Below are 26,000 nucleotides of genomic sequence, written 5' to 3' on the forward strand. Positions count from 1 at the left end.
CTACCCAACAAGCGGTAAAATTAACAATCCAACCCAACATTGCATCTATAGCCCATGTATTGCGACTACCTGGTACAAATCCTTACTGCCCGCGTTTACGATGTAGCCCAGGAAACACCACTGGAATATGCCCCCAACCTCTCCCACCGTATCAACAACAAACTCCTACTCAAGCGGGAAGATATGCAGTCTGTCTTCTCCTTTAAACTGCGGGGTGCCTATAACAAAATGGCCAACCTGCCCCCAGACTTACTGAAACAAGGTGTAATTGCTGCATCTGCGGGAAACCACGCCCAAGGTGTGGCCTTATCTGCTAGTCGCTTGGGAACAAAAGCTATTATTGTTATGCCCGTAACCACTCCCCAAGTAAAAATTAACGCCGTCAAAGCACGGGGGGGAGAGGTGGTTTTATATGGAAATACCTATGATGACGCTTACGCCCACGCCCGTCAATTAGAAGCGGAAAAAGGGTTAACCTTTATACATCCCTTTGATGATCCTGATGTCATTGCTGGCCAGGGAACTATTGGTATGGAAATTTTACGCCAATATCAACAACCTATTCACGCGATTTTTGTGGCTATTGGTGGAGGTGGTTTAATTGCGGGTATCGGTGCTTACGTGAAACGCTTGCGCCCGGAAATCAAAATTATCGGTGTTGAACCAGTAGACGCTGATGCTATGTCTCAATCTCTCACAGCCGGTCATCGTGTACGCTTATCTCAGGTGGGTTTGTTTGCTGATGGGGTAGCAGTGCGGGAAGTGGGGGAAGAAACCTTCCGCTTGTGTCAGGAATATGTAGATGAAATTATTTTGGTAGATACCGATGCTACCTGTGCAGCGATAAAAGATGTTTTTGAAGATACCCGTTCTATTTTAGAACCTGCGGGAGCATTAGCTGTAGCTGCTGCTAAAGTCTATGCAGAACGAGAACAAATACAAGGGAAAAACTTAGTTGCCGTCGCTTGCGGTGCTAACATGAACTTTGACCGCTTGCGGTTTGTGGCAGAAAGGGCAGAATTTGGAGAACGTCGAGAAGCGATTTTTGCGGTGAATATTCCTGAAAAACCAGGAAGTCTGCGTCAGTTTTGTGAATGTCTGGGCGATCGCAATTTAACAGAATTTAATTATCGCATTGCCGATACGAAAGAAGCGCATATTTTTGTCGGTGTGCAAATTGAAAACCGCGCCGATGCTGCGAAAATTGTAGAAAAGTTTGAAAATAACGGTTTAAAAACAATTGATTTAACCGATGATGAATTAACAAAATTGCATTTACGGCACATGGTAGGGGGACATTCTCAACTTGCTGATCATGAATTATTATATCGGTTTGAATTTCCTGAACGTCCTGGGGCGTTGATGAAATTTGTGGGTTCTATGTCTCCTGATTGGAATATTAGCTTATTTCATTATCGCAATAATGGGGCAGATTATGGACGAATTGTGGTAGGAATGCAAGTTCCACCCCATGAAATGAATCAATGGCAGGAGTTTCTTGATTCTTTGGGTTATCGTTATTGGGATGAAAGTCAAAATCCTGCTTATCAGTTGTTTTTGGGTTAGGAAATTTTGTTTTTTCACGCAGAGACGCAGATAACGCAGAGGAAGAAAGGAAAGAAAGGAAGTAATAAGAAAAGTCTTGTGGGGTGGGCATCTTGCCCGCCATTTTTTACTTTTTATTTACCTGAATTAAAAATTTTAATTTTAACCATCCTACAGCAGTTTTCATGTCTTTAGACCACAGTAAGGGCGAAGCATTCGGATGATAGTCTTAGGTAAAAACCGATAATTAATTGTCCGAATGCTGATGCTTCCAGCACGCTTCGCGAACGCCTCTACATTGTTAACGCGAAACCTAAATCAAAATGTGGTTTATTTACCTGAAAATAGCTGTAAAACAATAAAAGTGAGTAAACGAATAGTTTTCAGATTTTGCACAAATACTTAAAATTTTAATGAAACAATTGTCAATTATCAATTATCAATTATCAATTGATAAAAAAGGCTTGGTTTTTTTACCAAACCTTGTTTTACAGAAGTGAAAGACTCTATTGAATTTAAGCATTTATGAACTTTATAGTTTATCTATCCTCAGAGTTAATTTATATTTTTTATCCATAGATGAATGGGGATGATCCTAAATGTGTACATTTATTTTTATTTTAACCGCAAAGGACGCAAAGGTAAGACTTTTTTAGAGAGTTTTTCGTTTTGTTACGGTGATGTTTTCTCAATTGGGATTTTTGGTATAAACGCAGATATTTTAATTAATTTTTTCTTTCATCTGCGTCTATCTGCGCTAAATTATCCCTGCATTTTATCCACCCAATTTAAACACAACTCCCGAAAATGTTCACCCCTAACTTCAAAATTAGGATATTGATCAAAACTCGCACAAGCTGGAGATAATAACACTACTGACGCTTGGTATTTTTTCGCTAATTCTGCGGATCTGGGAATAGCTTTATCCATTGTTTCCACAATTTCAAAGTTATTATATCCCAATTCTTGTAATCTTTGAGCGAAAGCATTTGCCGCACTACCAATGAGTAATACAGCAGCAGCTTTATCTTGAATTTTCTTTAACCAAGCTGTATCATCCCCTGCTTTTGCTTCTCCACCAGCTATTAAAATCACTGGACTTTTTACCGATGCTAAACCAACTTCAGCCGCATCATAATTTGTGGCTTTGCTATCATTAATAAAGTCAATGTTTTCCCATGTACAAATATGTTCTAAGCGATGGGGAACACCAGGAAATTCACTCACAGCGCGACAAATTGCTGCAATTTCTATTCCCGCTAATCTCGCAGCACCAACGGACATTAATAGATTTTGTTGGTTGTGTTCTCCTACCATTCGCAAAGCAGAAACTTCGACAATTTTCTGAGGTTGAGAACTTGCAGATAATTTTTCTATTACCCAGCCATTTTCTATATAAAAGCCTTTTTCACCTATTAAAAATTCTGCCCCTTTAATACTTGTCCAATAAGCATTATCCCATTGATTTAAACCAATTTTGTTTAAATAAACATCATCACCGTTAAATATTTGCAACTGGGAATTATTTAACAGTTTGGCTTTAATATTGTAGTAGTTTTCTAATGTTTGATGACGGGCTAAATGATCCGGTGTGAAAGTTGTCCAAATACCAATTTTCGGTGCAAGCGTCACAGAAGATTCTATTTGATAACTACTTAATTCACCTATTACCCAATCTACAGAACCTTGAATTTTAGACTTTGGATTTTCGATAGTTCCTTGTATATCTTCCTTACTTCTTTCTTCAACCAAACAAGACTCATTTACAATCTCTCTTAAAACCTCTTCCCTTTGTGTACTTTGCGTCCTTTGCGGTTCGTTTTCCTCAATTTGCTTTTGATTTAAAGCTACTTCACAAGCAGCATAACCGATGTTACCACAAGCAGGGGCGTTAAAACCGGCAGCTTGAAAAATGGCAGCAGTTAACGCGGTGGTTGTGGTTTTCCCATTTGTACCAGTTATTGCTACCCAGGGAATATTTTGCAAATGTCTCCAAGCTAGTTCCATTTCCCCAATGGTTTCTATTCCTAACTCTCGCGCTTTCAACAAGATAGGAATGTCCCAAGGTACACCAGGACTAACTACTATTAATTTCGGTAATTTGTTGGCTAAATTTAAACTTTCAAAATCTGGGGTGTGTCCTAATTTGACGGTAATTTGTTCTTGAGCAAGTTGTTGTTGTTGTTCCAGGAGGTTTGGGGAGGTATTGCGATCGCAAAGTTCCACCTCCCATCCTTCCTGTTTCAACAATCTTGCCGCAGCAATACCGGACTTTCCCAATCCTATCACAATAGCTTCTGGCATAGACTGTGTAGTTCCCTGGTTAAGCTACCCTATAGTAGCGTTAATTGGCAAAAATTACACCTGTTTTTGATGACTTTTGCTACAAATTTTTTACAAATTTTTCACAATCGCGCCAAAGTCAGCTAATACACGTCCATGATTTCGCAATAATCCCAGCAAATTTAACCGATTTCGCTTAATATTTGCATCTGGGTCCATGACTAAAACGCTATCTTCTCCATCAAAGAATTTACTCACGGTGGGAGCAATTTTTTCTAGTGCTGCTATTAACAGTTGATAGTTGCGTGTTTGCTGTGCGGTTTGGGTTTGGGGTACTAATTCTACTAGGGCGTTGTAGAATGCTGATTCAGATGATTTTTGGAATAATTCGGGATTAATTAATGTTTTGGGTTCTAATTGTTGATAGTCTAAATCACCTTGTGCAGCGAGTCTAGTAGAACGGTTAATGGTTTCATAGATTTTTTCTAATGTACCATCTTTGCGGATTTGTTGTAAGTAAATTGCGCGATCGCGTACATCCAATAAATCTTGGAATGCACGTTCTGTATATTCTTGATCATCTCCCAATACCGCATTTACCAAGTCATAATCTATCTGTTTTTCTTCTTGTAATAAAGTGCGAATCCTTTGTAGGAAAAATTCCCGTAATGTAGAAATTAAAGATTTGGCATCTTTATTAAATGTGGTTGCAAAATTTGTCGCTATCTGTTCTAATAGCTTCTCTAAATTTATCTGCAAATTAGAAAACCACGTAATATTAATGATCGCATTTGCAGCGCGACGTAATGCAAAGGGATCGGATGAACCTGAAGGAATTAAACCCAAACCAAAGATACTAATTAATGTATCTAGTCTATCAGCTATTCCTACTATTTGCCCGGTTAATGTTTCCGGTAGAATGTCATCAGCATTTCTGGGTAAATAATGTTCAAAAATTGCTTTTCCTACTTCTGCATCTTCACCACTAGCTAAGGCGTATTTTTCCCCCATAATACCTTGTAGTTCAGGAAATTCATACACCATTTGGGTGACTAAATCCGCTTTACATAATAAAGCTGCCCTTTGAATTTTCTGACTTTGATTTTCTGCTAATTGCAATTGTTGAGAAATGAGATTTGCTATGTTTACAACTCTCTCAACTTTGCCCCTAACTGAACCTAAATCTTCTTGAAATGTAACTGTTTCTAATTGCGGTAAAAAGCTTTCTAAAGGTTTCGCTAAATCAGCTTCATAGAAAAATCTCCCATCAGCTAACCGCGCCCTAATTACTCTTTCATTACCAACAGCAATGATATCTGATTTTACAGGATCGCCGTTAGAAACGGTGACGAATTTAGGTAATAATTCCTGATTTTCCGCTGTCTTAAATACCGGAAAATAACGCTGGTGCGTTACCATCACTGTGGTAGAAACTTCTGTAGGTAATTTGAGAAATTCATCCTCAAATTTACCAACTACCGCACTCGGATATTCTACTAAATTCTTCGTTTCTTCTAATAAGTCTGGGTAAATTTCTGTAAAACCGCCTAATTTTTGCACTGCAATTTTGACTTGTTCAACAATGATTTTTTCCCGTTCTTCTGGGGAAACGATCACATAACCAGAACGCAAGGTATTAACATATTCTGTTGCGTGGGAAATGCTGACAGGTTCGGGATGTAAAACGCGATGGGTTTGGGAAATGCGATCGCTTTTAACTATCTTTTCACCGTTCTGCAATTCTAAGGGTAGAATATCCCCATCTAATAAAGCAACTAACCAGCGAATAGGACGGGAAAACCTACCGTCACCGCTTCCCCACCGCATTAACCGCTTTCCTTCCAAATTCCAAACCCATTGGGGAACGAGTTCTGTTAATATTTCTGCTACTGGTCGTCCTGCTGTCTTTTTATTAACAAAGACAAAATCACCTTTATCCGTAGAACGCACTTCTAAAGCTGACAGTTCCACACCTTGTTTTTTAGCGAAACCTTCTGCTGCTTTTGTGGGTTGACCATCTTTAAATGCTGCTTGTGCAGGTGGTCCTTTAATTTCTTCTTCTTTGTCTGGTTGTTGAGATGGTAAACCGTTGATGAGAACTGCTAACCGTCGGGGAGTTCCAAAAACTTCCACCGTTTCCGCTTTGAGACTATTAGCTTCTAGAGTTTGAGGAATACGCGATCGCCATTGTGCGATCGCACCACTCAGAAAGCTTGCGGGTAGTTCTTCTGTACCAACTTCTAATAAAAACGCAGTCATAAGGTCACTAATGTTGATCAGTCAATTCCATCAGTTTACCTTGTGATCAGGCTGTGGTGAACAAGATCCTCTAGTAATTGGCGTTGTATTATAGGAGTTGATGAGGAGGTAATTTTTATGTTGAAGCGTATTCATATAGTGATCCGATTTGATTCATGAATTTTTCGTAGAGGCAGGGAACAGGGAACGGGAAAGAAGGCTGTCAGTATTTATGGTGAGCGAAGCCGAACCATGTACGGAGTTCTGTTCTATTTTTGGATAAGTTATAAATTTTGATAAACTTTGATTTATCCCCTATCCAATAACCCAAAAAAAGGATGAATTATCTCAACACTAACTTACTGGAGTTAAAAACAATTTAGCCTCTGCTAATCTCCTTCTTCTCAACCCTGCTTCCACTGAACTACCAGGGTTTCTATATTGAACAAACGTCTCTTCAATTTCATTCCATTGTTGATTCTTTAAAACTCTGGTTATACTCTCAAAATTCTTTGCACCATAGAAATTAGCACCTAAATTATAACCAAAACTCAATAAAGCACCCTGTTGGTTAACATTCAACACATCCCATACAGGAATTTTCTCTAAAGTTGGCAGATAGCTATTTTCTAACTGCAACATTAACAACTCATCCGCTTCTGCTTTAGTAATTGTTTCACCTAATTTCCACTCACCACCATTTTTCTTGCGAGTCGTTCCCCAACCAATAGTAATTGGTTTACCACCAGTTAAAGGATCAGGATAAGCTTTAAGAAATAAACCTTCAAATTCTTTAATCAGCGATACCCCTGGTAAAGGTAGTTTACCAGTTGCACCACCATAAAGAACTAAACTCGCCTTCTCTAAATCATTTAAAGCATTGTTTAAAACCGTCTGAGTACCTATTCCCACCACCCCATCAGCTTTAAGTTTTTTTGCTGTTTGAAACTGTTTGACTGCTACTACAGTCTTATTCCCAAAATTACCATCCATAATGCCAGGATCAAAGTTGAGAATTTTTAATATTTGTTGCAACTGCTCAACTTTTGCCCCTTCAGATCCTAATTTAAGGATTTCATTAGAATTGAGAATTAATTTGGTTGTCATAAAGTTATACTCGTATACTGGGAGATAGTAGGAAAATCAACTTACTATTCCCTCATTATCCACCAAAGAATAGATTTTTATGGTTAAAAAAAGGTAAATCTTTTTAAAGATTCATTACTGAAAAGAAAACTCTGATTTAACGTTCCACTGTCTGCCGTCATGGAGTAGCAAAGTCAGATGAGATGCGGTAAATTCAAAATATACCTGACGTTCTTTAAAGTCATTCCATGCAGCAGGAAAATCATGTTTTTTTAAATCTCTCCTGGCTACGGTAAGATGAGGGGTAAAAGAGTGATTTTTCCCATCTTTACCGATGATTCCCAAACTACTTTCTATATCATTCATTAAATCTAATTGTAACTTTAAAAGTGCTTGAATTTTTACTACATTCATGTATATAACACGAGGAGGAAAAGCCGCAAAACCATCAAGTGTAATGGGTAAGTAATTCTGCTTTTTGGCGAAAGTTTCCATAAAGGTTTCTAAAATTGATATTTCCTTTTTTTTCCACATAAAAGGAGGCTGTAGAGTGATATGTGGAGGGGAATTTTGAGCGCCGCGACTACCATAATTATTAACAAAATGTTGTTTAATTTCGTTAGCATAATCTTGAATATGTTGGGGTGGAAGTATAGCAATAAAAAAGCGATTCATAATTTTAGAAGTCAGGAGTCAGGAGGAAGTTAATAACCCAATTACCCATTACCAATCACCAATATGATAATTTAAGAAAAATCTAAACTACTTAATTATTATGCCTTGGTTTGTCAAAATTGAAGCAGGTTTAGTGGATAAGCCCACCTTTGATCAATATGTACCAGCCCATACAGCTTACGTCAAAGCATTGATAGATAAAGGACACCAAGCCAAAACGGGATATTGGGCGCAAAGGGGAGGGGGGATGATGTTATTTGAGGCGGCTTCAATGGATGAAGCGCAGGCCATCGTGGCTGCTGATCCCTTAGTAGTCAACGGTTGTGTGAGTTATCAGCTTTACGAATGGAAAATTGTTGTGGAATGATGCACATTTTTAGAAATTTGATGTTATGATGATTTCAGACCTGGATCTATGCGATCTCAACGCCCAAACTTTGTCAGGACCGGAAGGTAGCAGCAATACGGGATGCTTGCGATAGGCGTAGTCTCCGGGTCGCCCTATTTTTAGGAGTGCTTTGCAGCAATGCCTGGTTTTGGAGATATTGTACAAAAAGCTTTTTACCTGGGTGTAGGCTTGGCTTCTTACGCAGGCGAAAAAGCAGGGGGGAAATTAGCGGAACTGCGATCGCAAGTCCAAAAACTGGCTGACGAGATGGTAGCCAAGGGTGAAATGAACACAGAAGAAGCTCGTCGTTTCGTAGAAGATATGATGAGACAAGCCCAACAACCCCAGACACCTGGTGAAACCACAGAAAAAACAGAAGCTTCTGAACCCCGTCGCATCGAAATAATAGGGGAAGATGAAGAACCGACTGTTAAACAAACTCCCAAAGAAAACGTGGATCACCTGCGTCAACAAGTGCTAGACCTGAAAAAACAATTAGAACAGCTTAAACTCGATCAGTAAAAACTAATTTTTCACCCTGAACATCAGTAAAAATGGTAATTTGGGGGATGGCGCTAAATCTAACACTGGTTTGATTTGCATTGATGGCTATATTCTAGTTATTATCGCACTTACAACCGAGAACCCGGAAGCGTCCTGTTTGTAGCCAGTAACACAGTTAAGCTTATGGAACCGTGGCAAAAAGACTTAGTTGATATCATCGAAACTGTGGCTGATGAAGTCGAAAACTTCTTCCAAGGAATTAATGACATGGTAGATGCTTTTTTTGAGCTAACGGAAGAAATTACCTTCGAGGTACAGAATAACATTGCTGCGGAAATTGACCAGTATTTACAGGAATTAGCAGAACCGCTGATGGAAGTATACTGGGAACTGGAAGACGTGGTGACAGATGTAGATCCAGGTTTTCCATATCAGGTGGAAGCGACAGCGGAAAAAAATCCTGCTTGTATAGGTTGCAGCAATTATCATGGTCAAGCTTATGGTGGTAATTTGTTAGTTTGTGCTATGCACCCTCATGGTTGGGATGACGAAAATTGCCCAGACTGGGAAAAGAGCAGCAGTGAATTTTAAGCGTGAAACAGGTGTTGTCAATGTTAAATTATTATTAGTATTCATGAATCTCTGCATTTTTCTAGAATAATTTCCAGAATCATTTTATGAGTAATTCCTTGTCTGAGACTGTACCCCCAAGCAAACCAGAAATGAAATATGGTGAACGTGAGATTGAAGAAGGAAAACTAATTACCTTTCCCAATCCGCGTATAGGTAGAGAATATAATATTGATATTACTTTGCCTGAATTTACCTGTAAATGTCCCTTTTCCGGTTATCCTGACTTTGCGACTATTTACATTTCCTACGTACCAGATGAAAAGGTAGTAGAATTAAAAGCTTTAAAACTGTATATTAACAGTTACCGCGATCGCTATATTTCCCACGAAGAAACAGCAAATCAAATTTTAGATGATGTAGTTGCAGCTTGTGATCCTTTGAAAATGACAGTCAAAGCTGATTTTACTCCCCGTGGAAATGTGCATACAGTTGTGGAAGTAAAGCATAAAAAACGCAAATAATCAGGTATGTAATCAGGTATGTAGTGAGGACTTCAGTCCTCATTACATAATGTTTTGGAGATTTTTTTATCACTAACCAGCCATTTTATAAATATTAGGTTCAGGTAAAGATTCACCATCAGCTTCATAAGAAATTATTAAAGATTCTAGAGCTTCTTTACCATTAGCAACAGCTTCTTCATAAGTTTCTCCATGAGTGCGCCATTTTTGTCCAGGAAAATCAGGTAAACTAACTAAAAAACAATCATCTTCCTCTGACCATTGAATGATCATTTGATATCTTAATTTATCCGTTCTGTGAAACCTGCTTTTTTCAGCATTTTCTTTAATTCCCTAATTTTCTTAGGCATAATTAACCTGATTAATTTTTGAGAGACTTCTTACCCATTAACTTATTAATAAATGCCAAAATATGACCAGAAATAGACCTAATAAAACGGTAAATTTTACGGACTTTATTTAACAAAGGATAAGGAACTCGTAACCGCAAAGGATAAAAAATAGGTAGATATATCAAATAATAAGCTCTTTTTAAATCATCCCATTTTGAGCATTTTTCCTGTTGCAGAAAATCAGAAATATCCACCACCAAACCCCTACCCTCAAACATCATCACATTTTTACCATGTACATCATGGGGGTAAAGTCCGCGAGTGCGAGCATAGTCCAAAGCATAATCAATATCTTTAATTACCTTGGGAGGAATACGCAAACCCCGGTGTAAACAGTCATAAAGAGTAACACCAAATAATCTTTTCAAAACCAACAAACCATCATGAGCATAAAAACACTCAGAAAAAGCAGGATGAGAACCAAGACGCTGATAGACCTCCAATTCTTCCTCAAACCCAGGACGACCAGGTGCGTACATTTTCACCACCACATCAGGATATTCAGGATGAACAACCACCGCTGCATAGTTTCCTGTACCCAACAACTCCCAGGGAGAGGGGATAGCGCGTACTTCTATCGGGTTGTGGGGATGGACACTTTCAATCACGAAATTGGGAATAAGTTCTTGGTGGATAATAGCAATTAGTGACTGTATTTTTGATTTATCCATAGGATATACGCACCTTAATTAGCGGTATCATACCTATAAAATACACCACTTAATTGCTATTGTTGCCCAAATCAAAAAAATTATTTTGTAGCTGGTTGAGTCAGTTGCTCTAAAATTCCCAAAACCTCTCTTTCAAAGGTTACTTGAGCGCGGTTAGTTTTACCACCAATATACAAAACATCATCTTTTTGCAAAGCCCAAATTTGGGAATGGGAAAAATAACTCATGACCACACCCAACATCAACAAAGCAAAACCGCTATACACAATCGGAATACCCGGATCATACTTAATTTGTAAACCCGTGCTACCTACCACATCAACAACTTTCAAATTTACCCCATTTACAGGAATAGACATTCCTGAACGCACAGTATTTACTAATTTTCCTTGACCATCATAGATTAAAACCATGCCTTGTAAATCTTTAGCTAACAGAGAAACACCTTCACTTAAATCTGGTTTTGTAGGTATCCAAGTACCCCACAGTCTACCTTTACCTTTAGTATCTAACAACGCCATTGGTAATTGGAAAATGGGACTATTATTGAGTTTAATTCTAACGCTAGAAATACCCCAATCTGTTTGATAAAAAACCACACCATGATAACGCAAAGGTTTATTCACATAAATTTTTTCATGATCTATTTCTTTACCTTCATTATCTAACACAGATAAATCAGAATAAAATTGATCAATACCTCCTTTGGGAGTATAATCAATCCAAAATCTATTAACTTTTACTGACCAATCTTTTAATACATCTTGAGCAGACCAAGCACCCGCATCAATGATATTTTTTACCTGGAAAGTATCACCAGAAGCAATCATTTCTTGAGCCATAAAACCCGTCATTGCTCCCCAAATACCACCCAGTAAAATCATCACAATACCGATATGTACAATAATCGGTCCAATGCGTCCGACTATACCTTTGCGAGCATAAAGAATATCATTTTTTTCTGATGATTGAAAGATTTTATAACGGTTTTTTGTTAAAATTGGAGTGATAGAATTTAGAACAACATCATTTAATTCTGCACTCAAAGCTAACTTTTTAAACTTCTTCGGATCATCATAATATTGCCATTTTTGAGCAGCTTTTAAAGCTGGTAATTGACGGGTAAAAGTACAAGCAGTTAAACTCGTACCAAATAACACTAATAAAGCCAAAAACCACCAAGTGCGATAAACATGATCCAAACCCACAACTTGAATCACTTTCCAAGTCAAAAAACCAAATAAAGCGGGATGTTCTGGATAATTAGCCTGGTAAAAAGCTGGTGTTTGTCCCTGTTCAATGACTGTACCACTGATACTAAAAACAGCAATTATTAATAACAGCATAATTGCCAACCTTAAATCTGTCAGCACAGGTAAAACTTCCCGTTTCAAGAAACGAACCGGAACAGAAAACAAATTAACTTCTGGGGATGTTGAATTATCTACAGTCATGGTTTACAAAGGTAATAAATTCTTGCTCTCTTCTTTGTGTACTTTGCGTACTTTGCGGTTTATCACTTTAGAAACTACCAAGAGGAAGACGAGAAAGTAAAGAAAACACACCAAAACCTACTAACAAAGCACCGCTAACGGGGTTTATCCAACCAGACCAACGACGCAATTCTAGCAGTTTTTTAATTGTTGCAGTAAACGTACCTGCTAAAATTAAAGGTGTCACATATCCCGCAGTATAAGCAAGTAGTAAAACCGCACCTAAAAGCAAATCTTGAGTATTAGCAACCCAACCTAATAAACTGGCTAAAACTGGTGTGCTACAAGGAGAAGCAACTAAACCAAATGTTAAACCAATAGAGTATGAACGAATACCAGGAGGTAAATCATTAGATATCCAATTTGTTTCACCTAAAGATGGGAATTGTAAAGGTAAAGCTTCTAATAAATTCAACCCCATAATAATAGCAAGAATACTCACAATAATTGGTAGACCAATTCCTACTTGACCGTAGACTTTTCCTACCAAACCTGCTATAATTCCTAAACCTGCTAATGTAGTAGCTAATCCTAATGCAAACCAGGTTGATTGTGCAGCAGCTTGTAGTCGGCTTTTCGCTTCATAACCGCCAATATAACCAATAGTAATTGGCAGCATTGATAGCATACATGGTGTTAAACTGGTCAACAAACCAGCAGCGAAAATAATTGCGATACTGACAACACTGAGGTGAGTGAGTTGGTTAGTAACCAGGGTGTTAGCAAATTGTTCGATTTGATAAATTTGGGTTTGCAGGTTCTCCAGCATGGGTATGTTTTAAATTACAAAGGCTGACTCTGTTTGTATTCTAGCTTATTCGGTTTTTTGTTTCTTGCTAATTTTGAATGTGGGAAAAAATAGCTTTAATTTAGTGTTTTGCTGAATGATAATTTTTTTTAATCTATTTTTTGGGAAAAAAGTTGATGATGTGACTTTTTCGCAATAGCTAGGGGTTTATTGAGAATACTATTGAGAATGGTGTCAATAACTCACGAATTTTATAGGGTTTGGGGATTGATTATTTTGTTGTTCTGTGTTTATAATAATTTTATGTATAATCCAAGGGTGTTTTATAAGTTGTTTTAGACGTAGAACCTCTGGGTTGACGTTACCAGTCTGGAGTCTGGGAAAAAGTAAAAACGAGTAAAAATTTTTGTTTGAGAGAAAATAAACGAACCGCAGAGACGCGGAGAAGACAGAGTTAGAGTTTTTAAGTTGATAGGTTGTTTTTGAGGTAGAACCTCTGGGTTTGCATTCCCAGTCTGGAGACTGGGAACGATTAATTACTGATTTCTATAACCAATTTTCTAATTTTAATCCTGTGATTCTTGATAAATCGGAATCATGGGAAACTAAGGTTAAATCGTGAATTATTGCGGTAGCTGCTATAAATATATCTGCATCTTGAATTGGTAAACCTCTTTGTTTTAAGTCGGCATAAATTTCTGATGCTTTTTTGAAAATTGCCATATCATCTAATAGCAATACTTGGTATTGAGTGGCTAATTTTTCTAAATCTTTTAATTTTTTAGTAGCGTTTACAGCTAACAGTCCTCTTTCAATTTCATAATAAGTCACAGCACTCATAAACACCTTTTCTTTTTGAATGCGTAAGTTATCTAATTGTATGATGACTTTTTGATTATTTTTGAAAATTGCTGAAACAATATTCGTATCTAGTAGATATCCCATATTTTTGTTATTTATTTCCGTTTTACTGCTTCATCAAATATTGCCATTTCTTCAGGTGTGAAATCATTTAAAGTTCCTGCAACCGAATGCAAAACTAAAATCCCATTAATTCGACTAATTAAGTCTTCGTCTTCCATGACTTCTATCAGTGGTAGAATGTTGGGTTTGTTGAATAGTTCATAAATGTAATTAATCATATCTTCTTGTTGTAATCTTTCTTGATAGACACTATTATTAGCAATCAAATTTTCCACAATTGCAGAAATTCGTTTATAGGTTGTTTGTTCTTGAATAGATGTGTTGCTCATATTCTTTACCTCTTTTTTTAGGATAGATAATATTTTAGCATAGAAGATAAAATATATGTTATATGTCGATATTCCTAATAAACATCTAGGGTTCAATTTCTGGATCTGGAAAATTCATAATTTACCTGGAATATGTAAAAACACAGAAAAATATAATTTAATTATACCCACAAAAACCCAACAGCGTCAAACTGATTTTCCCAAAAACCCGCACCCCCACCCCTTGAAAATCAGTCAACTTTAACAAATCAAAGCTTCCCCATCTTGAGTACATCATTAATATAGAAATAGATATCATCTTCACCATCTGCTAAAATAATTAATAATTTGTAATTACAAAAAATCCCATATATTTTTACTAAAACCCTCTTTACTCTCTCTGCGCCTCTGCGCCTCTGCGTGAGCTTTAAAAAAGTAGAAAATATAACAAAATTACTTCCTGAGTTTAGCAAGTTTCAAATCTTATATTTTAGGATGATCTGCGTAAATTTGAAATAACCACAAAAGACACAGGAAGAAAAATCATGGCTAAATTGGTTAAATCTTATGCCGCAATTGATGGTAATGAAGCGGTTGCGCGTGTAGCTTACAAATTAAATGAAGTAATCGCAATTTATCCGATCACACCATCATCAAATATGGGTGAATGGGCTGATGCGTGGATGGCAGAAAATAAACCTAATTTATGGGGTACAATTCCCAATGTCACCCAAATGCAAAGTGAAGGTGGTGCTGCTGCTGCGGTACATGGTGCATTACAAACAGGTGCTTTAAGTACAACTTTCACCGCTTCCCAAGGTTTGTTATTAATGATTCCCAATTTGTTTAAAATTGCGGGAGAATTAACCAGTTTTGTCCTTCATGTTTCGGCACGTTCTTTAGCTACTCACGCTTTATCTATTTTCGGTGATCACAGTGATGTGATGGCTGCTAGAAGTACAGGTTTTGCATTATTATGTTCTGCTTCTGTACAGGAAAGTCATGATTTTGCACTTATTTCTCAAGCTGCAACTTTAGAAACCAGAGTTCCTTTTTTACACTTTTTTGATGGGTTTAGAACTTCCCATGAAGTGCAAAAAATTGAGTTATTATCTGACGAAGTTTTACGGGAATTAGTACCTTTAGAATTAGTTTCTGCACATCGTCAACGCTGTTTAACTCCTGATAAACCAGTGTTAAGAGGAACAGCACAAAACCCCGATGTTTATTTTCAATCTCGTGAAGGTGCAAACCCTTATTATAATGCTTGTCCTGATATTGTTCAAAGGATTATGGACAAGTTTGGAGAACAAACAGGACGATATTATAAATTATATGAATATCATGGACATCCCAAAGCAGACCGGGTAATTATTCTCATGGGTTCTGGTTGTGAAACTGTCCATGAAACTGTAGATTATCTGAATAACCAAGGTGAAAAAGTGGGAGTTATCAAAGTTCGACTTTTTCAACCTTTTGATGTGGGAAGATTTATCGAAGCTTTACCTAATAGTGTCAAATCTATTGCGGTTTTGGATAGAACTAAAGAACCAGGAAGCGCAGGTGAACCTTTATATTTAGAAGTAGTCACCGCTATCCATGAAGGATGGAAAAAAACCACCTTCCCGAAAATTGTCGGGGGTAGATATGGGTTATCTTCTAAAGAGTTTACCCCTGCAATGGTAAAAGCGGTTTTTGATCATCTCCGTCAATCAAAACCCAAGAATCATTTTACTATTGGGATTAATGATGATGTCACTTTTACTTCTGTGAATTTTGATCCTGGGTTTTCTACTGAACCAGATAGCGTTGTGCGTGCAATGTTCTATGGTTTGGGTTCTGATGGTACGGTAGGTGCAAATAAGAACTCAATTAAAATTATTGGGGAAGGTACAGAAAATAATGCTCAAGGTTATTTTGTGTATGATTCTAAAAAGTCTGGTTCAATGACGGTTTCTCATTTGCGCTTTGGTGCTGAGAAAATTCGCTCAACTTATCTCATCAACCAAGCTAATTTTATCGGTTGTCATCATTGGGGTTTCATTGAAACAATTGATATCTTAAAAAATGCAGCAACTGGAGCGACATTTTTATTAAATAGTCCCTATCCCGCAAATGAGGTATGGAAAAATTTACCTGTAAAGGTGCAACAGCAAATTGTTGAGAAAGACCTGAAAGTTTATGCTATTAATGCTAGTCAGGTAGCGAAAAATAGCGGGATGGGTAGAAGAATTAACACTATTATGCAGGTGTGTTTCTTCAAATTAGCGGGGGTATTGCCAGAAAAAGAAGCGATCGCTAAAATTAAACAAGCGATTGAAAAGACCTATGGTAAAAAAGGTGCAGATGTTGTCAACATGAATTTAAAAGCTGTTGATAACACTTTAGAAAATCTCCACGCAATCAAAATTCCTGCTACAACAAGTAGTAAGAAAAATCAGCAATCACCAATTACCAATTACCAATCACCAATTACCAAACCAGAATTTGTGGATCAAGTTTTGGGTAAAATTATGGTGTGGGAAGGTGATGACTTACCTGTAAGTGCTTTACCCGCAGATGGAACTTTCCCCACTGCAACCGCAAAATGGGAAAAACGCAACGTTGCAGAAGAAATACCGGTTTGGGATGAGGATGTCTGCGTTCAATGCGGTAAATGTGTGATGGTTTGTCCTCATGCTGCTATTCGTGCAAAAGCTTATGAAGCGGATAATTTAGCAACTGCACCTGCAAGTTTTAAGTCAGCAAATGCAAAAGATAAAAGTTTTGCTGGTCAGAAATTTACTATCCAAGTTGCACCAGAAGACTGTACAGGTTGCAGTATTTGTGTGGATGTTTGTCCTGCGAAAAATAAAGCAGAACCCAGCAAAAAAGCTATCAACATGAGTCCGCAGTTACCTTTGAGAGAACAGGAAAGAGAAAATTGGGATTTCTTTTTAAGTTTACCAAATCCCGATCGCAGAAAGTTGAAATTAAATCAAATTCGTCAACAACAACTGCAAGAACCACTATTTGAGTTTTCCGGTGCTTGTGCAGGATGTGGAGAAACACCATATCTGAAATTATTAACACAATTATTTGGCGATCGCTCACTCATTGCTAATGCTACCGGTTGTTCTTCCATTTACGGTGGAAACCTCCCCACAACTCCCTGGACTCAAAACGCAGAAGGAAGAGGTCCAGCATGGTCCAATAGTTTATTTGAAGATAACGCCGAATTTGGTTTTGGTTATCGTTTATCTATTGATAAACAAGCAGAATTTGCAGCGGAATTATTGCAACAATTGAGTAGTGAAATTGGGGATAATTTAGTAAATGATATCCTCAAAAATGCCCAAAAAACCGAAGCAGATATTTGGGAACAACGGGAAAATGTTGAAGTTCTCAAACAAAAACTAGATGAAATTTCCGCATCTCAAAATGACCAAAATCTCAAATCCAAAATCCAAAATCTAAAATCCCTCGCTGATTATTTAGTCAAGAAAAGTGTGTGGATAGTCGGTGGTGATGGATGGGCTTATGACATTGATTTTCATGGAATTGATCACGTTTTAGCCAGTGGTAAAAACGTCAATATCTTGGTTATGGATACAGAAGTTTATTCTAACACAGGTGGTCAATCTTCTAAAGCAACTCCTACCGCAGCAGTTGCTAAATTTGCTGCCAGTGGTAAACCCGCAGCAAAGAAAGATTTAGGTTTAATGGCCATGACTTACGGTAATGTTTATGTGGCTAGTGTTGCGTTAGGTGCAAAGGATGAACACACATTAAAAGCATTCTTAGAAGCGGAAGCTTTTGATGGTCCTTCCCTGATTATTGCCTATAGTCATTGTATTGCTCACGGCATTGATATGACCACTGGTTTACAACAACAAAAAGCCTTAGTTGACTCTGGTAGATGGTTGTTATATCGTTATAATCCTGCATTGCAAAATGAAGGTAAAAATCCTCTACAATTGGATATGAAAGCACCTTCTGAGTCGGTGGAAAAATCCATGTACCAGGAGAACCGGTTTAAGATGTTAATTAAGAGTAAACCGGAAATTGCTAAACAATTGTTAGCCCAAGCGCAAGCGGAAGTTGATGCACGTTGGGAGATGTATCAATATTTAGCTAAGAGGTAATAGGTAATAGGTAATTGGTAATGGGTTTTTACCTGTTACCTATTATCGAATTATTAATTAGAATTGTTTATTTACGCCAATTATCTATTACTAAAGGATAACCTAATGCTTGAATTTTCAGATAATGCTTAGTGTTACCTGTAACTAAAATTAAATTGTTTTGGATAGCGATAGAAGCTATTAATACATCTGCTAATCCTATTGGTTGTCCACTGCTTTCTAAATCAGCATGAATCAATCCTGAAAGTTCTGCACTTTTTTGGTCTAAATGTAGGATTTCCATTTCAGGTAAATCCGCTAAAAATTCTTGAATGCGATCATTACGATTTAGTTTTCTCCAACCCTTGATAATTTCGGAAACAGTAATCACAGAAATTGTATAATGTTTCCATATTGCTCTGTATGCAATAGCATTGGCGTTTATTTTAGAATTTTTACCTTTACGAATTTCCGAGGTTATATCTGTATCAATTAAAGATTTTCTCACAACTCAATTATTTTGTATTAACTTCTATGTTGTAAAATATCTTCAACCATTTTATCTACTAAGTCAGCATCATTAGACCATTCACCAATAAATGAATTATTGATTATTTCCGGTTTAGTTAGTTGCTCAATCATGGCTTTGATTAAATCTGAAACTTGACAATGATGAGTTTGTGTCAATTGTTCTATTTTGTTAAAAGTTTCTTGATCAAGTTCAATTTCTATTTTTTTCATAGTTTTGTGGTGTTGATTTTATGTGGGTATATTATAACCACAAGTGTTGAATCCTGCAATAAAACTTTACAATCTTTTCGTTTTACCCAGGTAAAATCCATTGTCTATTGAGAATAGAGTCATTAATTGCTCAAATTTGGTATCACCAATACCAATGCACAACTTGGACAAAATCCTCAAAATCTTAACATTCAACACTTCTGACAAACTTACTTCCCAGTCTTTATCGGCAAAATGTCCCTTGGGATAATTAAATTTTTGTGCCAGCGCAGGTTGAGGCATTGCTACATCTATAATTGCAGGTGTAGAAATCCCCAAAATTGCCGCTAATGTTATTGCTTTGTAATTCATAAAACTCTCCCTCTGGGAAACCAGGTAAAAAGTCTATATTTGTCTATATTTATGGATTCACTCTATAGCAAATCAATTTCGCTTTAAGCTGTTGTTTCTTCTTGATTGAGATTCCTGGAAATAAATAGTTTAGGAAACAGCAACCCAGAACTTTCTTTATATTCTTCAAACTCAGGATATCGAGACAAAGATTGATCTTTTTTCCGCATATTGGGAACAAATATCATGGCTATAAATAACCCCAGAATTAAAAAAGGTAGCCAATGCTGTGCTAACATGGCAAATGCTAGATAAATCAAGACTTCTCCCAAGTAATTAGTATTACGACATCTAGCAAAGAAACCTTCTGTAATTAGTCCAGTTTTGTATTTGAGTGTATAGTATTTTTGAGCATCACTAGCAAAGTGTAAAAACACCCCCAAAATATTTAAAGAAATAGCCGCAGTTACTAACGGTAAAGGTGGAACAGTGCCACTACTAATCAAAATAAATGGTGCTACCCAATATAAGCCAAGTAGTATAAAGGTAATAATTCCCATAAAAGTAGGAATTTCTTGTTCCCATTGTTTATCTGGGAAAATACGATCTTTTAGTAACCAAAGAAAACCATAAGTACCATGAAGGGCAAGATAAACCCAAGCTCCAATAGTAAAGTTATGGTATAAAAACATTAGTCCTAACACTATAAAAAAAGTTAGACCTTTGTGAAAATTAATCGGATATTTTACCTTCATATTCTGGCTTTTTGTGAGAATTTTTTAAGTGTTTAAATAAATAGAGAGATAGGAAAATATCGCCTATCCCTCTGCCATAATTATTTCTTCGCAATAATCCAAACAGCGTGAACAATACCCAAAATGTAAAAACCAAAAATCGTTAACAGTAAATTAATCCAAAAATCTTTGCCAAAACCAACTTGTAAAAATACTCCCAAAGGTGGTAAAAAGATGGCTGCTACGATTCTAATTAGGTCATCCATAATACTCTCCTGTTCATTGTCCACATCTATATTATTAACATCACTTTCTCTAACTCGCATTCCTGAAAAGATACAGTAACCCAAACTAACACCCAGAAGTAACACCCAGAAGTAACACCTACATTAACCACCGCTGATTTTAGCTTTGTAACCTAACTTAACTAAAATCTCTAAAATCTTCTGTTTATGATCTCCTTGAATTTCAATTTCGTTCTCTTTCACAGTTCCCCCTGTACCGCATTGGGTTTTTAACTGTTTCAATAAAGCGGTTAAGGTTTCTGCTTTGGTTTGAAACCCGGTAATAACCGTGACTGTTTTTCCCTTCCTCCCTGCGCGGGTTGCTTGTACCCTCACATTTTGTTGGTTTGGGGGTAGTTCTTGTACTGGACGTTCTAAAGCAGGTGAGTTATCATTACCAAATTCTTGGTAAATTATACGTTTGTCAGATTTTGATTTAGAGGAAGACATACAATTTAATTCTTAATTCAATCCAGAAATAATCTCAAGTAGACTCCAATTTATTTCCTACTGCTATTTTAACCAATTACTAATCACTAATTAGGGGTTGCTGAGAAAGTCTTTCCGTGAGGGCGAAGCATTCGGGCAACTAATTATCAATTTTATGACTAGGCTATTTTCCGAATGCTTCGCCCCTACTTTGCCCCTACGACTCCTGACTCCTAAATTCTGACATTTTTTTTTCAAGATTAGGGTAATATAAACTACCACTAAGAATAATCTGATCTATTATCACTATGTTCAAAACTACATTATCTGTATCTGATGGTACTAATCCAGTACCTACTTCTCAACAGTATCGTCTCATGGGTGCGATCGCTGCTTTAATTCTTATCAGTCTGATCACTTCATCCGGGGGATCACCTATGAAACACACTATTTCTAACTGTTGGGAAGGGTTTATTTGGGGTATCGCTGATCCAGTGATTGGTTTGGATCGATTAGCTGGTATTGTTGCTGTTGGTTTACTCTCTGCTAGATTTGTACGTGGTGCTGGGATCGGTTTAGCTTTTGTATTTGCTGCTTTCTTGGGACAAATAATACATTTAGCTTCCTTAAAGCTACTAGGTATAGATCCAGGTATAGAAATATTTATTGCTATCTTCTCCATCCTCTTTGGTGTAATTTTTATCCTACATACCCCAATCAGTTGGTTAGCTTGTACTATACTCAGTGCGATCGCTGGATTATTTCATGGTTATGCTGATAGTCAAGCAATTATAGGCGCTCAAATCTCAACCATAGCCACATATTTGATAGGTGTTAGCTTAACTCAAACTGCAATTGTCTTGTCTGCTAGAAAAATTGGTATTATATTCACAAAACAAGCAAGTAAGCAGATATTTCACAAAACAATTCGTTGGGTTGGGTTAACTTTTTGTGCAATTGGTGTCGTATTTTTCGCCAATGCAGTAATCTCATAGCAAGCAAATACTTTGAGGTAGTTGTGTAACTTTTAATTATCACTAGATTGATAATTATTGTTAAAAAAAGTTAACACAAAAGTTAACACAATTCTGCACAATTACCCAATTTGGTATTTTTTTTTAAATATCCCAAATGCTTCCGAAAATCAGGTTAATATTGCTACTAAAAATATCCTAATTACAGGATTTACCAATCCTTAATCAGATAGCATTGTTACAGATGGCATTTTTGTTTGATTCTCAAATTTCACTTAGTACAGTTTAGTGCTGATTAGGAAATTATTTGATGAATATTAACAATATTACTATGATGATTTCTCAAAATTGGGGCGCTCCAGAAATGATATCCGCAGGAATAGAAGCTAAAATCAACCGCTTAGAATCTATTGTTGAGCAAATCGGTGAAGCTGTGCTTTCTACTACCGACACTATTGAACGTTTAGCTCAAAGAGTAGATGCTTTGAGCTTACAAGTAGAAGCGCAGGGAAAACAAGTACAGCAGCAAGGATATCAAATTTTTGCCTTGTGTGATGCTGTACAAAGTCTCGCTGAAACACAAAAAGATTCATTACAAGAAATCAATCAACTCACAAAATCTGTAGATAAAATTGTGTTTTTGCTGCAAAGTGTAGATGAAGAAACATGAACTACCCCAGCTTATTCCCAAATCCGAAATCCAAAATCTCAAATCCAAAATCTCAAATCCAAAATTGGCATGATCAAACCTTTAATTGAGTAATTGCAATATTGCCAGAAAAACATACATCTACATCACTACCAGGAGTGCGATCGCGTTTACCATATTCACCAACATAATAAAAATTATCACCCTCTACTCGATAATTTACAGGTAAAGGTTTGGTACAGGGTGGACAAAAAACAACTTGAGGATCACCATCTCCCGGTAGTAGATGGGGTAAATTCACATTCCAAAAGCTACCAGGTGCTAAAGGCTTTTTCAGTAAATCTGCTAATATTACTGATGTCCATTTAGCTGCTAAATCCCAATTATAATTGAGTTTAGCTTTGCGATAATGAGAAATCGCCACACCAGGAATACCGTGCATTGCAGCTTCTCTCACCGCAGCAACAGTTCCAGAAATGTACGCATCCACTCCCAAATTACCACCAGCATTAATTCCTGAAAGCACAAACTTGACATCTTGACTAATTTGTGTTATGGCAATTCTCACACAATCAGCAGGAGTACCAGCAATAGCATATTCAAAATCAGAACGACGTTCTAATTTAATCGGTTCAGTTGTCGTCACCTGATGTCCACAACCAGACTGATGTGTTGCTGGTGCAGCGATAATTACATCTTTGTCATTTACCGCTTTCAGCAAAGCTTGAATACCTGGTGCGTCGATACCGTCGTCGTTAGTTAAGATGATTGTCATGAGATTTTAGAGTTTAGATTTTAGAGTTTAGATTGATTCGACCAATAAATCCTGAAATAAATCCTGAAATAAATCCTGAAATAAATCTTGGTAATTTTACCATCCAGGAATTATCCTCAAATCAGATGCTTTTGACCTAGATTATGTAGTATTTTGATTGCAAGAGTATTTTAGGATTCATTTCATGAAACAGCTACTCAAGCAATTATTTAGTGGTCATTCATACCTTACCCGTCTCATTGTACCTGTATTGGTGATGATGATGGCTATTTCTGTTTTTGTGACACCTGCTTTTGCTACTGGAGTATATCAAATACCCAACCTGACAGCAGATACTTGGATTGTAGATGAAGGTGATGTTCTTAGCCGTTTTAATGAAGGTCAAATCAGCGGTGCTTTTAAAGACTTGGCTAAAGCAACAGGTAATGAAGTGAGAATTGTTACCATTCACCGTTTCGACTATGGGGAAACACCGGAAAGTTTTGCGAAAGGACTATTTACAAAATGGTTTCCTACACCAGAAGCACAAGCTAACCAAGCGATTGTGATCGTTGATACTCTAACCAATGGTGCAACTATTGTCAGCGGGGATCAAGTGAAAACTCTCTTGACTGATGAGATCGCTAATAGTGTCACAAAAGAAACACTAGGGGCAGCATTACGGGATGGTAACAAATATAATCAAGGATTTTTGGATGTGCGCGATCGCCTAGTAGCAGTCCTTTCTGGTAAACCTGATCCTGGTCCACCAGCAGAAAAAGAAACTGTACAGGTAGAAAGCACATTTAGCAATGCGGAAGAAACCGACAAAAACAAAGGTAATGCTACTGCTTGGGTAGTAGGATTGTTAATTGCAGCTACTGTCATTCCCATGGCAACTTATTATTTATACCAAATTAATCAGCCTTCCAATCAGGGGTAAATAATGAGGGAATAGGTAGAATTTTTGTAAGGAGTCAGGAGATCAAGGAGTCAGGAGATCAAGGAGTCAGAATATTTGTTTGTAGCAACTGTATTCTGTATCCTGAATCCTTACGAATTTTTTACTTTACGGTTTTGTACACAGTTGACTATGAAAAATACTTCTCAACATCCCAAACGTATTTTATTTTTACATCCCAACTTTCCCGCCCAATTTCGTCATCTGGCCACAACTTTAGCCAAAAATGATAAATATCAAGTAGTATTTGGTACAAATCGTCAGGAAGGATCAATACCAGGAGTATTGAAAGCTATTTATGAACCTTCCCGCACAGCAGCACCCCAAACTCATCATTATATCCGCAATTTAGAAAATGCAATTCTCACCGGACAAGCTGTATATCGCATAGCAGAACAATTAAAAACACAGGGTTTTATTCCTGATATAATTTACGGTCATTCTGGCTGGGGTCCGACATTATTTATGAAAGAAATTTTCCCGAAAGCCGAATTATTATGTTTCTTTGAATGGTTTTATCATGCTCGCGGTTCTGATGCCGATTTTGATCCCAGTGATCCGTTAAATGCTGATGATTTGTGTCGTATTAAAGTCAAAAATTCACCGATTTTACTAGATTTATACCATTGCGATCGCGGACTTTCTCCTACTAATTGGCAACGTCAACAATTTCCCCCAGAATATCATCAAAAAATCACTGTTTGTCACGATGGAATTGATACTAATTATTTTATTCCTCAGCCAGATGCTAAATTAGTTTTACCCCGAATTAATCTTGATCTTTCCCATGTTTCAGAATTAATTACTTATGTAGCGAGAGGAATGGAACCTTATCGCGGTTTTCCTCAGTTTATGGAAGCAGTAGCATTAATTCAACAACAACGCCCAAACTGTCATATTGTAGTTGTGGGAGAAGATAGAGTTGCCTATGGAAAAAGTCTTCCTGATGGTAAAACTTATAAACAATTAATGTTAGAAAAATTAGATTTAGATTTAACCAGATTACACTTTACTGGTTTACTTCCTTATACTGAATATTTGCAAGTTTTACAAGCATCCTCAGCCCATATTTATTTAACTTTTCCTTTTGTTTTATCCTGGTCAATGTTAGAAGCAATGTCCGCAGGATGTTTGTTAATAGCTTCTGATACTCCACCAGTTCAGGAAGTAATTAAAGATGGTAAAAATGGACTGTTAGTAAATTTCTTTTCTCCCCAACAAATTGCCGACAAGGTGAATACAGCTTTAGATAATTCTCCAGATATGATTTCTATTCGTACCGCTGCACGCAAGACAATAGTTAATAACTATGATCTACAAACATTATTACCACAACATTTAGATTGGATGTTAGGTAAGACAGGTTTCGCGTCAACAATGTAGGGGCGTTCGCGAAGCGTGCTGGAAGCATCAGCATTCGGATGATAGTCTTAGGTAAAAACCGATAATTAATTGTCCGAATGCTTCGCCCTTAGAGGATGTTTGAAAAGTTTTTAATCCCACATTCCGCACCCTCAACTGTCACAGATCAAAAAAGCCATTAAAGTAGTACATAATAACTAAAAGTAACTTAAAAGTTAAGAGGCTTAATGAGAGTAAATAGCATTAAGCTGGGTATGGAGTGAGAAAGTGAAACTTCGTAACGGGACACAGAGAGAAGATTCAATAGGAAAAAAATTCATTGTTCAGAAA

28 protein-coding genes and 1 other RNA gene are annotated in these 26,000 nt (G+C 37.0%); 11 read left to right on the forward strand and 18 right to left on the reverse strand.

Annotated features, from left to right (window positions below; all coding sequences use genetic code 11):
• Positions 1–54 precede the first annotated feature (54 nt).
• Positions 55–1,566, forward strand: coding sequence for a threonine ammonia-lyase, biosynthetic (ilvA, locus tag H5968_RS06525; RefSeq protein WP_187039271.1), 1,512 nt, complete (start codon positions 55–57; stop codon positions 1,564–1,566).
• A 741-nt stretch (positions 1,567–2,307) separates the two neighbouring features.
• On the opposite strand, the gene murD is transcribed toward ilvA, so the two are convergent.
• The 4 genes from murD to H5968_RS06545 all read right to left on the reverse strand — a co-directional run bounded on the left by murD (position 2,308) and on the right by H5968_RS06545 (position 7,827).
• A complete protein-coding gene (gene murD, locus H5968_RS06530) occupies positions 2,308–3,849 on the reverse strand; it encodes a UDP-N-acetylmuramoyl-L-alanine--D-glutamate ligase (protein ID WP_187039272.1) in 1,542 nt (513 codons plus the stop codon).
• Positions 3,850–3,939: 90 nt separating this feature from the next.
• Positions 3,940–6,087 carry a glycine--tRNA ligase subunit beta gene (gene glyS / locus H5968_RS06535; RefSeq protein ID WP_187039273.1) on the reverse strand — a complete coding sequence of 716 codons (2,148 nt, stop codon included), beginning with the start codon at positions 6,085–6,087 and terminating at the stop codon, positions 3,940–3,942.
• Positions 6,088–6,420: 333 nt separating this feature from the next.
• Complete coding sequence (locus H5968_RS06540) at positions 6,421–7,173, reverse strand: peptidoglycan-binding protein (protein WP_187039274.1); 753 nt, start codon at positions 7,171–7,173, stop codon at positions 6,421–6,423.
• 114 nt (positions 7,174–7,287) lie between these two features.
• The gene (locus tag H5968_RS06545) at positions 7,288–7,827 is read right to left on the reverse strand and encodes a 2'-5' RNA ligase family protein (protein WP_187039275.1); all 540 of its coding nucleotides are present in this window, start codon (positions 7,825–7,827) and stop codon (positions 7,288–7,290) included.
• Positions 7,828–7,927: 100 nt separating this feature from the next.
• Here H5968_RS06545 and H5968_RS06550 point away from each other — a divergent pair, with 100 nt between their 5' ends.
• From H5968_RS06550 to queF, 5 genes are all read left to right on the forward strand, one after another.
• Positions 7,928–8,194, forward strand: coding sequence for a YciI family protein (locus H5968_RS06550; protein ID WP_187039276.1), 267 nt, complete (start codon positions 7,928–7,930; stop codon positions 8,192–8,194).
• Between the two features lie 37 nt (positions 8,195–8,231).
• An RNA gene (ffs, locus tag H5968_RS06555) (signal recognition particle sRNA small type) lies at positions 8,232–8,328 on the forward strand.
• A gap of 25 nt (positions 8,329–8,353) precedes the next feature.
• Positions 8,354–8,737: a phasin family protein gene (locus tag H5968_RS06560; protein ID WP_137667370.1), complete on the forward strand. Its 384-nt coding sequence runs from the start codon at positions 8,354–8,356 to the stop codon at positions 8,735–8,737.
• 165 nt (positions 8,738–8,902) lie between these two features.
• Positions 8,903–9,310 (forward strand): hypothetical protein, encoded by a 408-nt coding sequence (locus H5968_RS06565; protein ID WP_187039277.1) that lies wholly within the window; start codon positions 8,903–8,905, stop codon positions 9,308–9,310.
• Between the two features lie 86 nt (positions 9,311–9,396).
• Positions 9,397–9,813 carry a preQ(1) synthase gene (queF, locus tag H5968_RS06570; RefSeq protein WP_096569781.1) on the forward strand — a complete coding sequence of 139 codons (417 nt, stop codon included), beginning with the start codon at positions 9,397–9,399 and terminating at the stop codon, positions 9,811–9,813.
• 72 nt (positions 9,814–9,885) lie between these two features.
• On the opposite strand, the gene H5968_RS06575 is transcribed toward queF, so the two are convergent.
• The 6 genes from H5968_RS06575 to H5968_RS06600 form a co-directional block, all read right to left on the reverse strand.
• Complete coding sequence (locus H5968_RS06575) at positions 9,886–10,086, reverse strand: type II toxin-antitoxin system HicB family antitoxin (protein ID WP_187039278.1); 201 nt, start codon at positions 10,084–10,086, stop codon at positions 9,886–9,888.
• Between the two features lie 88 nt (positions 10,087–10,174).
• Complete coding sequence (locus H5968_RS06580) at positions 10,175–10,876, reverse strand: serine/threonine protein kinase (RefSeq protein ID WP_187039279.1); 702 nt, start codon at positions 10,874–10,876, stop codon at positions 10,175–10,177.
• A gap of 80 nt (positions 10,877–10,956) precedes the next feature.
• Complete coding sequence (locus H5968_RS06585; RefSeq protein ID WP_187039280.1) at positions 10,957–12,330, reverse strand: cytochrome c biogenesis protein; 1,374 nt, start codon at positions 12,328–12,330, stop codon at positions 10,957–10,959.
• A 67-nt stretch (positions 12,331–12,397) separates the two neighbouring features.
• Entirely contained in the window at positions 12,398–13,138 is a 741-nt protein-coding gene (locus tag H5968_RS06590) for a cytochrome c biogenesis protein CcdA (protein ID WP_137667366.1), read from the reverse strand.
• Positions 13,139–13,663: 525 nt separating this feature from the next.
• Entirely contained in the window at positions 13,664–14,062 is a 399-nt protein-coding gene (locus H5968_RS06595; protein WP_187039281.1) for a type II toxin-antitoxin system VapC family toxin, read from the reverse strand.
• Positions 14,063–14,073: 11 nt separating this feature from the next.
• A complete protein-coding gene (locus H5968_RS06600) occupies positions 14,074–14,370 on the reverse strand; it encodes a hypothetical protein (RefSeq protein WP_187039282.1) in 297 nt (98 codons plus the stop codon).
• A 524-nt stretch (positions 14,371–14,894) separates the two neighbouring features.
• Between H5968_RS06600 and nifJ the strand changes: the two genes are divergently transcribed.
• Positions 14,895–18,473 carry a pyruvate:ferredoxin (flavodoxin) oxidoreductase gene (nifJ, locus tag H5968_RS06605; protein WP_370569753.1) on the forward strand — a complete coding sequence of 1,193 codons (3,579 nt, stop codon included), beginning with the start codon at positions 14,895–14,897 and terminating at the stop codon, positions 18,471–18,473.
• Positions 18,474–18,540: 67 nt separating this feature from the next.
• Here the strand turns inward: nifJ and H5968_RS06610 are convergent, their stop codons facing one another.
• The 7 genes from H5968_RS06610 to H5968_RS06640 form a co-directional block, all read right to left on the reverse strand.
• On the reverse strand, positions 18,541–18,960 hold the full coding sequence (locus H5968_RS06610; protein ID WP_096569765.1) for a PIN domain-containing protein: 420 nt from the start codon (positions 18,958–18,960) through the stop codon (positions 18,541–18,543).
• A gap of 17 nt (positions 18,961–18,977) precedes the next feature.
• Positions 18,978–19,193 (reverse strand): hypothetical protein, encoded by a 216-nt coding sequence (locus H5968_RS06615; protein WP_187039283.1) that lies wholly within the window; start codon positions 19,191–19,193, stop codon positions 18,978–18,980.
• 66 nt (positions 19,194–19,259) lie between these two features.
• Positions 19,260–19,544 (reverse strand): hypothetical protein, encoded by a 285-nt coding sequence (locus H5968_RS06620; protein WP_187039296.1) that lies wholly within the window; start codon positions 19,542–19,544, stop codon positions 19,260–19,262.
• 83 nt (positions 19,545–19,627) lie between these two features.
• Positions 19,628–20,278 (reverse strand): isoprenylcysteine carboxylmethyltransferase family protein, encoded by a 651-nt coding sequence (locus tag H5968_RS06625; protein WP_187039284.1) that lies wholly within the window; start codon positions 20,276–20,278, stop codon positions 19,628–19,630.
• Between the two features lie 80 nt (positions 20,279–20,358).
• Positions 20,359–20,523: a YqaE/Pmp3 family membrane protein gene (locus H5968_RS06630; RefSeq protein WP_187039295.1), complete on the reverse strand. Its 165-nt coding sequence runs from the start codon at positions 20,521–20,523 to the stop codon at positions 20,359–20,361.
• Positions 20,524–20,646: 123 nt separating this feature from the next.
• Positions 20,647–20,991 (reverse strand): translation initiation factor, encoded by a 345-nt coding sequence (locus H5968_RS06635; RefSeq protein ID WP_187039285.1) that lies wholly within the window; start codon positions 20,989–20,991, stop codon positions 20,647–20,649.
• A 90-nt stretch (positions 20,992–21,081) separates the two neighbouring features.
• Positions 21,082–21,252 carry a hypothetical protein gene (locus H5968_RS06640; protein ID WP_187039286.1) on the reverse strand — a complete coding sequence of 57 codons (171 nt, stop codon included), beginning with the start codon at positions 21,250–21,252 and terminating at the stop codon, positions 21,082–21,084.
• Positions 21,253–21,278: 26 nt separating this feature from the next.
• Here H5968_RS06640 and H5968_RS06645 point away from each other — a divergent pair, with 26 nt between their 5' ends.
• Together H5968_RS06645 and H5968_RS06650 are read left to right on the forward strand one after the other, a co-directional pair.
• The gene (locus tag H5968_RS06645) at positions 21,279–21,965 is read left to right on the forward strand and encodes a HupE/UreJ family protein (RefSeq protein ID WP_187039287.1); all 687 of its coding nucleotides are present in this window, start codon (positions 21,279–21,281) and stop codon (positions 21,963–21,965) included.
• A gap of 289 nt (positions 21,966–22,254) precedes the next feature.
• The gene (locus tag H5968_RS06650) at positions 22,255–22,614 is read left to right on the forward strand and encodes a hypothetical protein (protein WP_187039288.1); all 360 of its coding nucleotides are present in this window, start codon (positions 22,255–22,257) and stop codon (positions 22,612–22,614) included.
• 73 nt (positions 22,615–22,687) lie between these two features.
• On the opposite strand, the gene surE is transcribed toward H5968_RS06650, so the two are convergent.
• On the reverse strand, positions 22,688–23,368 hold the full coding sequence (gene surE / locus H5968_RS06655; RefSeq protein WP_187039289.1) for a 5'/3'-nucleotidase SurE: 681 nt from the start codon (positions 23,366–23,368) through the stop codon (positions 22,688–22,690).
• A 184-nt stretch (positions 23,369–23,552) separates the two neighbouring features.
• On the opposite strand from surE, the gene psb32 reads away from it, so the two are divergent.
• Both psb32 and H5968_RS06665 read left to right on the forward strand, forming a co-directional pair.
• Complete coding sequence (gene psb32 / locus H5968_RS06660; RefSeq protein WP_187039290.1) at positions 23,553–24,290, forward strand: photosystem II repair protein Psb32; 738 nt, start codon at positions 23,553–23,555, stop codon at positions 24,288–24,290.
• 150 nt (positions 24,291–24,440) lie between these two features.
• Positions 24,441–25,691 (forward strand): glycosyltransferase family 4 protein, encoded by a 1,251-nt coding sequence (locus H5968_RS06665; RefSeq protein ID WP_187039291.1) that lies wholly within the window; start codon positions 24,441–24,443, stop codon positions 25,689–25,691.
• Positions 25,692–26,000 lie beyond the last annotated feature (309 nt).

The organism is Sphaerospermopsis sp. LEGE 00249, from assembly GCF_014299995.1.
Taxonomy (GTDB): Bacteria; Cyanobacteriota; Cyanobacteriia; order Cyanobacteriales; family Nostocaceae; genus Sphaerospermopsis; species Sphaerospermopsis kisseleviana.

Coding starts and splice junctions, on each gene's coding strand:
- ilvA (WP_187039271.1), top strand. CDS start 55: ATGTATTGCGACTACCTGGTACAAATCCTTACTGCCCGCGTTTACGAT.
- murD (WP_187039272.1), bottom strand. CDS start 3,849: ATGCCAGAAGCTATTGTGATAGGATTGGGAAAGTCCGGTATTGCTGCG.
- glyS (WP_187039273.1), bottom strand. CDS start 6,087: ATGACTGCGTTTTTATTAGAAGTTGGTACAGAAGAACTACCCGCAAGC.
- H5968_RS06540 (WP_187039274.1), bottom strand. CDS start 7,173: ATGACAACCAAATTAATTCTCAATTCTAATGAAATCCTTAAATTAGGA.
- H5968_RS06545 (WP_187039275.1), bottom strand. CDS start 7,827: ATGAATCGCTTTTTTATTGCTATACTTCCACCCCAACATATTCAAGAT.
- H5968_RS06550 (WP_187039276.1), top strand. CDS start 7,928: ATGCCTTGGTTTGTCAAAATTGAAGCAGGTTTAGTGGATAAGCCCACC.
- H5968_RS06560 (WP_137667370.1), top strand. CDS start 8,354: ATGCCTGGTTTTGGAGATATTGTACAAAAAGCTTTTTACCTGGGTGTA.
- H5968_RS06565 (WP_187039277.1), top strand. CDS start 8,903: ATGGAACCGTGGCAAAAAGACTTAGTTGATATCATCGAAACTGTGGCT.
- queF (WP_096569781.1), top strand. CDS start 9,397: ATGAGTAATTCCTTGTCTGAGACTGTACCCCCAAGCAAACCAGAAATG.
- H5968_RS06575 (WP_187039278.1), bottom strand. CDS start 10,086: ATGATCATTCAATGGTCAGAGGAAGATGATTGTTTTTTAGTTAGTTTA.
- H5968_RS06580 (WP_187039279.1), bottom strand. CDS start 10,876: ATGGATAAATCAAAAATACAGTCACTAATTGCTATTATCCACCAAGAA.
- H5968_RS06585 (WP_187039280.1), bottom strand. CDS start 12,330: ATGACTGTAGATAATTCAACATCCCCAGAAGTTAATTTGTTTTCTGTT.
- H5968_RS06590 (WP_137667366.1), bottom strand. CDS start 13,138: ATGCTGGAGAACCTGCAAACCCAAATTTATCAAATCGAACAATTTGCT.
- H5968_RS06595 (WP_187039281.1), bottom strand. CDS start 14,062: ATGGGATATCTACTAGATACGAATATTGTTTCAGCAATTTTCAAAAAT.
- H5968_RS06600 (WP_187039282.1), bottom strand. CDS start 14,370: ATGAGCAACACATCTATTCAAGAACAAACAACCTATAAACGAATTTCT.
- nifJ (WP_370569753.1), top strand. CDS start 14,895: ATGGCTAAATTGGTTAAATCTTATGCCGCAATTGATGGTAATGAAGCG.
- H5968_RS06615 (WP_187039283.1), bottom strand. CDS start 19,193: ATGAAAAAAATAGAAATTGAACTTGATCAAGAAACTTTTAACAAAATA.
- H5968_RS06620 (WP_187039296.1), bottom strand. CDS start 19,544: ATGAATTACAAAGCAATAACATTAGCGGCAATTTTGGGGATTTCTACA.
- H5968_RS06625 (WP_187039284.1), bottom strand. CDS start 20,278: ATGAAGGTAAAATATCCGATTAATTTTCACAAAGGTCTAACTTTTTTT.
- H5968_RS06630 (WP_187039295.1), bottom strand. CDS start 20,523: ATGGATGACCTAATTAGAATCGTAGCAGCCATCTTTTTACCACCTTTG.
- H5968_RS06635 (WP_187039285.1), bottom strand. CDS start 20,991: ATGTCTTCCTCTAAATCAAAATCTGACAAACGTATAATTTACCAAGAA.
- H5968_RS06645 (WP_187039287.1), top strand. CDS start 21,279: ATGTTCAAAACTACATTATCTGTATCTGATGGTACTAATCCAGTACCT.
- H5968_RS06650 (WP_187039288.1), top strand. CDS start 22,255: ATGAATATTAACAATATTACTATGATGATTTCTCAAAATTGGGGCGCT.
- surE (WP_187039289.1), bottom strand. CDS start 23,368: ATGACAATCATCTTAACTAACGACGACGGTATCGACGCACCAGGTATT.
- psb32 (WP_187039290.1), top strand. CDS start 23,553: ATGAAACAGCTACTCAAGCAATTATTTAGTGGTCATTCATACCTTACC.
- H5968_RS06665 (WP_187039291.1), top strand. CDS start 24,441: ATGAAAAATACTTCTCAACATCCCAAACGTATTTTATTTTTACATCCC.